The organism is Vibrio sp. OPT46, from assembly GCF_015163535.1.
Taxonomy (GTDB): Bacteria; Pseudomonadota; Gammaproteobacteria; order Enterobacterales; family Vibrionaceae; genus Vibrio; species Vibrio alginolyticus.
The window spans coordinates 1-10,358 of sequence record NZ_JADDYG010000681.1 but is presented as its reverse complement, the minus strand read 5'-3'; the positions used below and the strand labels follow the sequence as shown (position 1 = coordinate 10,358).

Annotated in this window: 15 protein-coding genes, 1 tRNA gene and 1 pseudogene; all 17 read left to right on the top strand. The window is 41.8% G+C overall.

The features are described 5' to 3' along the window. The coding region (locus tag IQR33_RS24830) for a hypothetical protein (protein WP_228014078.1) at positions 1-498 on the top strand (498 nt) is incomplete at its 5' end. A gap of 184 nt (positions 499-682) precedes the next feature. Then, positions 683-1,264 carry a hypothetical protein gene (locus tag IQR33_RS24825; protein ID WP_054574975.1) on the top strand — a complete coding sequence of 194 codons (582 nt, stop codon included), beginning with the start codon at positions 683-685 and terminating at the stop codon, positions 1,262-1,264. Positions 1,265-1,400: 136 nt separating this feature from the next. After that, positions 1,401-2,630 carry a site-specific DNA-methyltransferase gene (locus IQR33_RS24820; RefSeq protein WP_193844153.1) on the top strand — a complete coding sequence of 410 codons (1,230 nt, stop codon included), beginning with the start codon at positions 1,401-1,403 and terminating at the stop codon, positions 2,628-2,630. Positions 2,631-2,647: 17 nt separating this feature from the next. Next, positions 2,648-2,956: a hypothetical protein gene (locus tag IQR33_RS24815; protein WP_025636508.1), complete on the top strand. Its 309-nt coding sequence runs from the start codon at positions 2,648-2,650 to the stop codon at positions 2,954-2,956. 228 nt (positions 2,957-3,184) lie between these two features. Further along, positions 3,185-3,838 carry a hypothetical protein gene (locus IQR33_RS24810; protein ID WP_138058890.1) on the top strand — a complete coding sequence of 218 codons (654 nt, stop codon included), beginning with the start codon at positions 3,185-3,187 and terminating at the stop codon, positions 3,836-3,838. Between the two features lie 9 nt (positions 3,839-3,847). After that, positions 3,848-4,159, top strand: coding sequence for a hypothetical protein (locus tag IQR33_RS24805; protein ID WP_025636511.1), 312 nt, complete (start codon positions 3,848-3,850; stop codon positions 4,157-4,159). A 148-nt stretch (positions 4,160-4,307) separates the two neighbouring features. Continuing rightward, entirely contained in the window at positions 4,308-4,958 is a 651-nt protein-coding gene (locus IQR33_RS24800; protein WP_025634865.1) for a hypothetical protein, read from the top strand. Positions 4,959-4,965: 7 nt separating this feature from the next. Continuing rightward, positions 4,966-5,241 (top strand): annotated as a pseudogene (locus IQR33_RS24795) (helix-turn-helix domain-containing protein); the annotation flags it as partial. A gap of 435 nt (positions 5,242-5,676) precedes the next feature. After that, positions 5,677-5,955: a hypothetical protein gene (locus tag IQR33_RS24790; RefSeq protein ID WP_193844152.1), complete on the top strand. Its 279-nt coding sequence runs from the start codon at positions 5,677-5,679 to the stop codon at positions 5,953-5,955. Between the two features lie 12 nt (positions 5,956-5,967). After that, a complete protein-coding gene (locus IQR33_RS24785; RefSeq protein ID WP_193844151.1) occupies positions 5,968-6,315 on the top strand; it encodes a hypothetical protein in 348 nt (115 codons plus the stop codon). A 45-nt stretch (positions 6,316-6,360) separates the two neighbouring features. Continuing rightward, on the top strand, positions 6,361-6,714 hold the full coding sequence (locus tag IQR33_RS24780; protein ID WP_193844150.1) for a hypothetical protein: 354 nt from the start codon (positions 6,361-6,363) through the stop codon (positions 6,712-6,714). A gap of 44 nt (positions 6,715-6,758) precedes the next feature. Then, positions 6,759-7,376 (top strand): hypothetical protein, encoded by a 618-nt coding sequence (locus tag IQR33_RS24775; protein ID WP_193844149.1) that lies wholly within the window; start codon positions 6,759-6,761, stop codon positions 7,374-7,376. A 269-nt stretch (positions 7,377-7,645) separates the two neighbouring features. Next, positions 7,646-7,769: transfer RNA gene (locus tag IQR33_RS24770), tRNA-OTHER, on the top strand. A 48-nt stretch (positions 7,770-7,817) separates the two neighbouring features. After that, positions 7,818-7,967, top strand: a complete 150-nt coding sequence (locus IQR33_RS24765; protein ID WP_193844148.1) for a hypothetical protein — start codon at positions 7,818-7,820, stop codon at positions 7,965-7,967. Positions 7,968-7,980: 13 nt separating this feature from the next. Further along, a complete protein-coding gene (locus tag IQR33_RS34280; protein WP_228014118.1) occupies positions 7,981-8,175 on the top strand; it encodes a hypothetical protein in 195 nt (64 codons plus the stop codon). Between the two features lie 851 nt (positions 8,176-9,026). Beyond that, a complete protein-coding gene (locus IQR33_RS24760) occupies positions 9,027-9,716 on the top strand; it encodes an HNH endonuclease (protein WP_025634880.1) in 690 nt (229 codons plus the stop codon). A gap of 7 nt (positions 9,717-9,723) precedes the next feature. Beyond that, positions 9,724-10,358, top strand: a 635-nt coding sequence (locus tag IQR33_RS24755) for a hypothetical protein (RefSeq protein WP_193844147.1), incomplete at its 3' end; no start/stop codon positions are given.

Here is a 10,358-nt window from a genome sequence, read left to right as displayed (position 1 = left end):
GAGTTGAAAGCGTGGCTAATGCAGTTTAGCTCCACTCATAGATTTCATGTTTCTGAGCGAATCGACAAACCATCCTATTCCAAATTAGTGACTCAAACTCATTGGGAGTGGACGCCGCTTGATTTCGTCAACCAACTGGATCTCGATGTAGACAGAGCGTTTTACTGCCAAATGGTTAACGCTGAATTGCCATTTGAGAAAGTGCAGTGGCAAAACACCGACCTATCGGAGCTTATGGAAACGCTAGACCAGCCTGAGTCCTATCAAGCGACCGCACTTTTTGAATATACGCTTAACGGTGAAGTGGACATGGTATCGAGCCAGAGCCAAGGTTCAGTTCAAGACTGCAATATCCGAATTCGCACCCTTCAGCTTTACACCAGTGCGCTCAACTCGGTGATGCGCCATTACAAGTTAACCGACCCCAATATCCCCATGAAGCTGCGCGATATCAAAATGGGTGAGCAGCTTTTCTTCGGCCATACTCGCACTCGCTAAACCACATTTCGCATTACCTCGGAATAACAGGGGTAATGCGAGTTTCCTATATAGCAGTCAAGTTCAATACTCTAGCTACGCAAATATACAACTTGTAAATGGCGTAATACGCCATTATAATACAATAAGAAATCAACAAAGCCCTTCTTCGACTATATGGGCATCACAAACAAGGAATACAAACATGCATAACATTACCCCAAATAAAGAGCATTTAATCGTCCCTGTCACTCTAGCTATTCATTCATCAATCACTGATATCGATGAAGTGGCTGATGGGTTAAATGAACTTCTGCGTGGTTCGGTAGACGCTAACTTTATTGCAGACTATAAATTTATTAGTAAAGACAATGAGTTAAGAGTCGCATCCAGTGACGTTGAAGAAGGCGAACTATTTAGTGAGCACGTTGCGATTAACACTCAAATTCACCCTAACTCGCAAGGTGGTAATACAAAGATTGTTTGGGTGGTGGCGACTGACTCACTTTCTTCGACCTCATTCGATTGGTATCCAAATGAGCTGCCAGCACGAAAGCAATATGAAAACGATAAAAGTTTTGTAATGAAGGTTTCAAATACTCAACAGCATTTCTTTGCATTTGAGGTAGACGCTTCTCTCAGTCCTGATGAAGTGACGGATGAAGTAGACGCATTCTATGACGAACACTGCCGTAGTAAAGCATTCAATATGAGTAAGCTAGTTGATTGCTACCCGTTCACCGCCGATGGTTGGGACTATTTAGTGAAAGACTATGATCGTGTCTAGTTCGAACAAAGCGCCTAAATAGACTTTGAGCGCACAGACTTCGACCTCTGTGCGCTCAGTGCAGCTCAAACAAGGTGCAAAAGCTGCATGGCGTATTGTACCCACCCAACCCATTAGATAGCAAGAAAGGACTATTATGAGTACCTATAACCAAATGGAACTCTTCGATGCGGTAGAAGAAGCCTATTTCGACAACGACGGTAAACTTACCCAGAAAGACTTGTATTCAAAAGTAGCCGATAAACTCTCTATAACGCCAAATGAGCACTATGGCGCGGTTGGCAAGCAACAGAGCGTTAATCTGTTCTATCGGGCTGTGCGTTGGGTACAGCAATCGTTAAAGCAGAAAAAACTTCTTACAAACGTAGATAAAGGTGTTTGGGAACTTTGCGGAAGTGCCAAAGATAAGCTTCACGCCATTGAAGAATCAAAAAGTGTTGTAGCCATGTCCACGTCATTGGGGATCATGATCTGCTCAAAGAGTGAGAGTGTGTTTGGCAATGACATCATCGATGAAGATATTGATTTAGTACTTACCTCACCTCCTTATGTACTACAGCAATCCCGAAATTACGGCGGTACAAGCCAAGCGAAAGAGTGGGTAGCGTTCATTATGAACATCATTGACAAAATCTCGCCACGATTGGCTGATGGGGCAAGCATTTGTCTCAATGTCGGACAAGACTCCTTTCACAAAGGGATGCCAGCGCGACAGACCCATATAGAACGACTCATCATTGAGATGGAAGATGCGGGATTCTGGCTTGTCGATCGTCTGATATGGCAGAGCAATAAAGCGCCTACACCTTACGCATGGACTTCGTTAAATCGTCACATGTTGAAAGCTTCTTTCGAGTTCTGTCTCCACTTCACAAACAACCCCTTGAAGCTACAAAGCAACAATCAGCGTGTCCTACTTCCTCATAGTGACCGTCACAAGGCATTCGTGCGCAACGGGGGAACACGTACCGCCGCCGTGAATTCTGACGGAGCACACCGCAAAAGTGTCGGTGACTATAGCAACAGCGATTTGGAAAAAGGCAAGCTAGCCTCAAACACGCTTTATTTTGCGAATAAGTGCAAATATAACGAAGCGGTCAATCGTTTTGCAAAAAAACATGGAATGCCGACTCATGGCGCAAAGATGCCGTATCGACTGGCAGAGTTTCTAGTCAAATATCTTTGCCCTGCTGGTGGCCTAGTCGTAGACCCTTTTGGTGGCTCGGGAACCACGTCTCAAGCTTGTGAGGTCACAGGTAGACGTTGGATCTCAATCGAACCCGTTCTCCAATACATTAAACAGTCGTTTGTTCGATTCTCTTCTCTGACCGATGACGTTTGGTACAATCCTGCTTTTCTAGCGTAATTCACATTGAGATAGTGATGACTTATCAAGAATACAGAGAACTGATCGACAAGTGGACGAAAGCCGTTAACGAAGCTGGTTTTAGGTTGTCCGACGACAAGCTAATACCAACTACATTTTGGAAAACATTTCTGGGTATCAAACGCAAAGTGCATCAGGACATGTATGCCATGAAGCACAACACTAAAGGTGAGGTTTGCCCTGATAAACGTGTCCCCGCTTATTACACAAAAACCATCTACTATGTGAAGCGTCTCGATCACGCAGCGTTTCTCGAAGAGGTGAAGATTCATATTCCTCAGTTTGAAGCAGACAAATCCTCCTAGTGGCGTAATACACCCTGTAGGTGAGTTTCCTATCTTACTTATAACTAACTGACTTAGCTCTATTTGTGACGTTGAGCTGTAGTATTATTGTACAAAGACTGCCATAATTGCGCATTAATAGTAATAATATTGCGTTGGTAAGTAGCTTTGGATGGAAGACCTCTATCGAACAAAGAATTGAAAAAATTGGTTACGAGCAACTTGAGTCGAGCGAACCCTTGGACATTGGTGAACAAGCTTATTATTCAATTGATGACAACCGCGGCTATGCGCGAAATAGAAATAGCCACTTTGGTTGTGAGCGACTTTATATCAGCAAACGGTGAGCTAAATGAGCTATTCATTATCGATGCAGAACGAGCGTATAACGGGCGAGAAAGGCCAGTTCTATTTTCACACGATGGATTAAAGCAGTCGCTTGAACAGTACATAATGTTACTCAAGGCAGAACAAGTTTTAACCTCACCGCTTGATAGCTATTTGGGGTTGTGTCCTACAGCTCTATTTATTGTGAATCCCGATACATTCCAGCCCTTCGGAATCCAAAAACGAGGGACAAAGGCTGGTGGAGCCGTCAATTACGCTCCTTATACGCTCAACCGCTATGTAGACAAACTCATAGCCAATGCTGAGCTATCAGAAATAGGCATTAATAGAAAAAGTCTAACTCGCTTATACGTCATCGAAGCCTATAAATCAGACATCAGCATCAAAGATATCTGCCTTACAAGTGGACTTTCCGTAGACACCATAATGAAGGTACTGGCGATGGATTTGTCTCAATATTCCCCGCTTGTACAATGGTGGGAGAAGAGAGAGCAAGCAAAAGAGGCGCGAATTAACCGCATGAAAAAAGTTCGCCAATGGACATTTCGAGACTAGAGATAAGTTATGAGATATTTACTGACAACGGGGCATCGCATTCCCAAATTCTATAAAACTGACGGTTCAATTGTAGAAGTCGAACTGAACTATGTTGAGAACAAAACGGTTTCATCCATTGATGAGCATGGAGGCCTTAGCCATGTGAAGATTGGCGGCACGCCACCATGTGTGGGTAATGTCTGGTTAGTGGACTCGGTAGAAGAATCACTGCATAAGTTAGAAGCTAATGGAGTGTACCCGTTCATCACCAAAGCTGCTGCTAGAGAGAATGCCAAGCGTCTGGAGTTGAAGACATTTAAATACATTGCTGTACCCTAAAAACGAAAAAACCTGCGCTAAGCGCAGGTCTTCTCTTTATCATATGTCTTTGGTGGGCTGCCGAAGCAGGGATATCCAAAGCTCTCAAGATGTATATTAGGCCATTTTGCCCTGCAGGTCAATAACCAACGATATTCAAGGAGCTTCAATGCCTCACAATGCTATTGAACAAACTCTGTCGGTGAGTCGGTTTTCTACATACCGGAATGCCATTATTGCAGCTCAAGGAGCTGACTGTCCAATTACCGCGCTTCAACTCTATGAGTGGAATGCTCAGTTGGCCTCAAGATTTTTCTTTCCATTACATATCTACGAAGTCGCGCTGCGCAATGCTATCTCCGAGGCGTTATCAAAGCGGTATGGACAAGATTGGCCTACTAACTCGGTTTTTGTGAACTCACTTAATAATCAAGACAAACATACTTTGAATCAAGCGCTTTCGGGTGGCTATAACGGTGTAGGTAAACTATTGCCTGAACTAAAATTTGTATTCTTTGAGAACATGTTAACCAAACGCCACGATGGGCGTATTTGGAAGCCATATATCAATGATGTATTTCCTAATGCACCTCAAACCTTGACTGCACCAGAGCTACGAAAACAGCTTAAAGATGCGTGCTACGTCATCAGGAAGTTTAGGAATCGTTGCGGTCACCATGAGCCAGTATTCAACAACCAGAATCTTGCCTACATTATGCCCTACATGGCAGAAACTATGAGGTGGCGATGCTCTGATACCTATCATTGGTTTAACCAGCAAGAAACCGTATCAGAACTCTTATCAAACCCTGTTATTTGAGGCTTGCATGACTGAAAAACCAAGCAAAACACAAACCTCTTTCATGAGAAGACTTCTTGTAGCCTACTTGATTGATACAGGCAAAAATTCAGTACCGTTAATTATGGAAGCCACAGGTATGCCTCGCAGAACTGCGCAGGACACGATCAAAGCCTTAAATGAGTTAGAAATAGACGTTGAGCAATTCAATCGTGGTGAATACCGCATCAATAGCTGGGGAGCTGTTAACCGCAACTGGATAAAAAGTAACTTTACGCACGTCTGTGGCGTGCTATCATATCCTCAATATGAAATTAGTGAGGTAAGTGATATGTCATACGAGCAAGCTGTCCATGACCAAGCCCTTTATTGTGCTGCCCAATCGCTAGAGTTAGCGCAACAGCTTTCTGTCTTGTCTAGAGCGCCAGAGTCCAAAGATAGAACTCTTAAGGCAAAACAGCTTATCAAGAAGTTAAACAGCAACGAGAGCCGCATTGCAGCGCTACGTCACATGTACCGTACCGTTGGTAGAGATGATTTAGAACAATTAATGTTTGAACTTACCGAACTAACAATGGAAGAACATTCCACAGCTCTAAGTGATCCCGACGGATGGAAACTAGCATTGCAAGTTGCAGGTCAAACGGATGAGCAAGAATCTTATGTCGCACCAACGAAAGCTATAACTCAATGGCGCGTTAAGTTCATCGAAGCTATTCAATCTAAGTAGAGGTGTTAAATGAGCAACTTAATTGAAAAACGACCTACACCTGAAACAATTTACGTTTCAGAAAGTGGTCAGCGTATTTACGTGGAAGATGTCATTGGCGAGGAAGATGACGAGTTCTACTTGGTTATGACAGTCCCAGCCGAAGACAAAGACGATATGGACGCTATGGGTGATGAACTGGATTCCCAACAGTGGGTAGAAATGATGGATACACTTGGCCTAGAACCAGAAGTTGAAGTTGGTGGAGCGGAGCTAGAGCAACTGCGCTCAATGTTTACGAAACAGTAATGGGAAACATGAATGAAATTGAAATTACTTTTTACCCTCCTCACTACTTGTAGTCTCTCGGCCTTGGCCTCACAAGATATAAAGTTGGATATAGAGGTTTTCGATCACCAATCTTACGGTACTACGCTGCTAGTAAAAGAAGGTTGCGAGTTCCATGGCTATCACAAGAACAAAAGTGAATCAGTTTTCCTTGCTAAGTGCGGTAACAAATTAGCCAACTACAAAGTCCAAAACACTGATTGGGACGTGGTTGGTTTCAATGTGGAGCATGGCGTGAACATGAAAGTGCCACTCAAACTTACTGGTCAAACAGTAGGTGTGGACTTCGAAAAAGTGACCGAATTACTAGCAAATCAATAGTGGGAAACTAAGTTTTTGTGCAAAACCAATTAATGGAATGTCGTGATGCTAGACATAAATATATGGGATGAAATCAGTAAAGATGGTTCTACATATGCGTATGTAGAGACTGATGGTGGTTTATCTGATGAAATTCAGCAAGAAATGCTGCTATCGGTAAAGCTATACATCGATGAAAACATCCCTGAGTTGACAACAGGTATTGAATGGGTTGACCACTTGGAACTACACCCAAACCTCAAAAGTTCACCATATGCCGCAATGTTACCCAAACGATGGGAGTTAAAACTATCCCCATTAAATTGGGAGACGTTAGGACTATTAGTTGATGCTTTAAATGCAGATAAAAAAGTAACTGAATTAAATGGCTATCCAGTTACATATATTAGCGAATCTTAAGAATAACCCTAGTGGGAAACTCGTGCCAGTTAGGAGGCTGTAACATGGAGGAACCAGACAATGTAATCACATTAATTTTTTTCTTAGTTATCATATTAATGCTTGCTTCTATCATACCTGCTATTGTTGGGCTTGTTGCATCCAACGTTAAACATGATGAAACATTCAAGTCTTACTTTAATAGGGCAGATGCTTCCATCTACTTTACTGATGCGAAAATTATAGAGATGCGCAGAAATTATACTGCTGAATACAGATGTCGGCTTCGTAATGCATTCTGTTTTCTTGTCACTTGGGTTGCTTGCGTAATTTACTTGTCCCCTCTCTACTCAAACACTAACCACATTTCAGACAATACCTTGAGTCTTATCGGGAGCTTGATGGCTTGTTTGTATATCTTCGGTTGTTCCTATCTAGTAGGGATTGCTTCTGCTTCCAAAGGAAGGCTTGAAGCCACTTATCCATTAAATGATTGGCAAAGAGAGAATATTAAAAATACCTTGGTTACTTCGACTTACTCTAAGAAAATACTTCAATTAATAAATTCAAATCCAAAAAAACAATTAGCTCAGATTGACTACCTTTTCATTCTACATGCAATCAGAGAATTTAAAGAGCATGAAGTTAGGCATGTTGATGAACATTTGTCGAAGCAATTGTGATTCAAAAGGTAATAGGCATGAAAACACCAACATTCACGACCATTTCACTTTATTAAAGATGGAGCGCAGCCATAGGCATAATGTGTGGATTTGCTTTCTTTGAACTCGGAAAGGCAGACAACTCCAACTACTATGGAATCGTGTATTTATTACTGACAGCACCCGAAATCATAAGCAAGCTGATGTTTGCTATGGGTAGAACGGCTACTAAGTAGGTTAGGAAAATTACCGTCAAGACTAGCGGCCTTAAGTCGCTGCTTATTCGCATGGGTTCTGTAGCTCAGCATGGACAGAGCGCCACGCCGTTTCTTCGGTTACTGCATACGCTGAAGATATGATTTCGCGATGAAGGCTACACATGGGAGGTCGCTGGTTCAAATCCAGTCAGAACCCAGTCGAATAAGTAACAAAACCGCCGTGTTTCGGCTTAGGAAACCATATATGAAAGTACAAAGATTGTATTGTCCAACGTGCGGATTTGAGGACTTCGATATTGAAGTGTCTTACGCAAGACAAACTGCAACCGACGAATATTATCACTGTCCTGAATGCAGTGCTGAAACTTGCCATGTAGACGTAAAGGACGAGTAAGAGAATCGAACCTATGAGTAATGAAATCCAACTTCCAGATTGCGGTGACAATTCATGTTTCTTTAATCAGTATCGCAAAGACAAGCCTACAGGAATGCGAACAAATGGAGGCTGTCACTGTAAAGACTTTGAAATAAAAAGGGCGTTTCATATACAAAACTTACGCCTTAAAGAACTAGAAGGTGCGCTTAAATCTACTACTAACTAATCTAGGAAAAAACTAGATTGTGTAAAAGGTATTGAATTACTCCTACATGGTTATGGCAACTGTCAAAATAGGCGATTCAAATGGATTAATGCCATCAGAACAACTTGATAACAAAGAGGGAGCCATGTTCAACATAAGAACTAGACACTCGGTTGATGTGACACTATGGCCACTAGAAGAACCGGGGGTGGTGCTTAAAGGTCAGTAAACCCGACTAAAACTGGTGATGCTGTTGGAGAGCTATGTGATCTCTTTGATGTTGCCCTATACAACCGCCTCATGTACAAACAGAAGCGTAAGATAGATAAGCTAGTTAAGACGCTGCTGAAACCTAAAAAGAAACATTAACTGAATATGGAAAACTGTATGACAAGTGTATATAAACTGATATGCGAGCGAGCCTATTTTGTTGGGTATGAGCAGCTTTTCTTGCCAAGAAGTTTTAGGCGGCTGGTTGCTAGAAGTGAGTTGCACAGAGCTTGGTTAGCAGGTAATCAAGGTAATATCGGTGTGACCGATGGCGTTTTGTATCGGAAATGGTTTACTAACCGCAAGCATCATACAAATGCCACTATTAAACAGCTATGGCGTAGCATAAATCGATAACCCGAAACATCAGCATTTATAAGCAACAGAAAAAGACAGAAGCCACATCTTTACTCATAATCGCTCGCCATCCTCTACTGTTCACCAGCCCACGTTATAAAGATATCAATCGGAAAAGTACTCAGTTCGATCTTGGTATAAGCGCTTACTTAACGCCTCTCCAAATTATTCCTTGTTAATCATCCCAATTATTATGATAATTGGGGTATTGTAAAATATCCACAAATGACATATGTAGGTGAGTAATGTTCATAGGTGTTAGTAGAAGCCATCAATGGCGTTTATCAGAACCACCAGAACCATCTGATGATAAAGACTTTCAACTAAAAAGGGTGGAGTTTTTATCAGATGTTGACTATCGCTGTACTGATTGCCATTTTCGTTCAGAAAAGTATCAACATGTTCATCACAAGGATGGGAATCACAAACATAACGAAATCATTAACTTTGAGTGTAAATGCCCTCTATGTCATATGTGTGAACATCTGGGTTTTGTTGCAGATAATAAACTTGCCACTTTAGTTTTTTGTCCCTCTTTGACCCAGGAGGAGCTCAATGCTTACGTTCGAATATCTTGGGTTGCAAATTACTTAGCAAAAATCCAAGGTCCAGAAAAATGCGGTACTACACTTCTGCGTATAGCACGCGATACAGGGCTCTGGATCGAGCTCCTTTCTGCTACGGCGCAGCAAGTAAGTCAAGTGTACAAAATAACCAACATTAGGGCACTAGCTGAAGACTTTCGTGCTATGGATGACAAAGAGTATTCCGAACGTCAGTTAAAGTACCCTCATTTAAGGTTGCTGTTTACTCCAGATCCCTTTTCTCGAGAGATAGAGGAGTGGAGTAGGAACCAAGACTTCTTTTCAGATTTCTATGACCCAAACAATTGGCCAGAAATAGTGAACAACCATATCTCTAGTTTAGAAGGATAGGATATTAATGAACACATATGGCGTAGCGATATTCAACGATGAAAAAAAACCTAGGAGTGGATTCTCTTGTGTCGATGGCAAGGTGAAGGAGTTTAGTTCCTATTCTGATTTGGAGATGTCTACAATTTGGGTGACTAACATTCAACACTCTATATTTCAAAAAGAAGCCCTCTACAAAGTACCTAACCTACGTTCGTCGCAATATTTAAGGTTGTCTTTACAACAGATAATGAGGGAGTTGAATGTCAAAAAAGATATTGAAGGTATTCAACATTTAGCAAAGTTAGTTCAATCAATTGCTTCAGATCTACAGGGTAAATTTGAACTTAACCCGGACTACCTTCGATATCGCCTTGGTGGTGAAATCCCACAATATTTGGAATCACAAGGGTTCCTACCTTCTGAACTACTAAATATAAGTGAACTCGCAGACGCTTCAGCTAAAGCGGCATTAAATGATGCGTATCAGTCATTCCAAGGTACTGTAAAGTCTGCAAACGGAAAGATCTACCATTATACCTTACCAAGGGTTGCGCATTTCGAATACTTAATGAATCAAAACTTTCCTTTGGATAACAATTGGGAAGAATTTACGTTTAGTAGCGATGGGCCAATTGTTGCTGGATATAAAAACAAAGTACT

Excerpts from the sequence above, each read along its gene's own strand:
- IQR33_RS34280 (WP_228014118.1), top strand. The coding sequence starts at position 7,981 with ATGAGTAATGAAATCCAACTTCCAGATTGCGGTGACAATTCATGTTTC.
- IQR33_RS24805 (WP_025636511.1), top strand. The coding sequence starts at position 3,848 with ATGAGATATTTACTGACAACGGGGCATCGCATTCCCAAATTCTATAAA.
- IQR33_RS24820 (WP_193844153.1), top strand. The coding sequence starts at position 1,401 with ATGAGTACCTATAACCAAATGGAACTCTTCGATGCGGTAGAAGAAGCC.
- IQR33_RS24780 (WP_193844150.1), top strand. The coding sequence starts at position 6,361 with ATGCTAGACATAAATATATGGGATGAAATCAGTAAAGATGGTTCTACA.
- IQR33_RS24790 (WP_193844152.1), top strand. The coding sequence starts at position 5,677 with ATGAGCAACTTAATTGAAAAACGACCTACACCTGAAACAATTTACGTT.
- IQR33_RS24765 (WP_193844148.1), top strand. The coding sequence starts at position 7,818 with ATGAAAGTACAAAGATTGTATTGTCCAACGTGCGGATTTGAGGACTTC.
- IQR33_RS24815 (WP_025636508.1), top strand. The coding sequence starts at position 2,648 with ATGACTTATCAAGAATACAGAGAACTGATCGACAAGTGGACGAAAGCC.
- IQR33_RS24775 (WP_193844149.1), top strand. The coding sequence starts at position 6,759 with ATGGAGGAACCAGACAATGTAATCACATTAATTTTTTTCTTAGTTATC.
- IQR33_RS24785 (WP_193844151.1), top strand. The coding sequence starts at position 5,968 with ATGAAATTGAAATTACTTTTTACCCTCCTCACTACTTGTAGTCTCTCG.
- IQR33_RS24825 (WP_054574975.1), top strand. The coding sequence starts at position 683 with ATGCATAACATTACCCCAAATAAAGAGCATTTAATCGTCCCTGTCACT.
- IQR33_RS24760 (WP_025634880.1), top strand. The coding sequence starts at position 9,027 with ATGTTCATAGGTGTTAGTAGAAGCCATCAATGGCGTTTATCAGAACCA.
- IQR33_RS24800 (WP_025634865.1), top strand. The coding sequence starts at position 4,308 with ATGCCTCACAATGCTATTGAACAAACTCTGTCGGTGAGTCGGTTTTCT.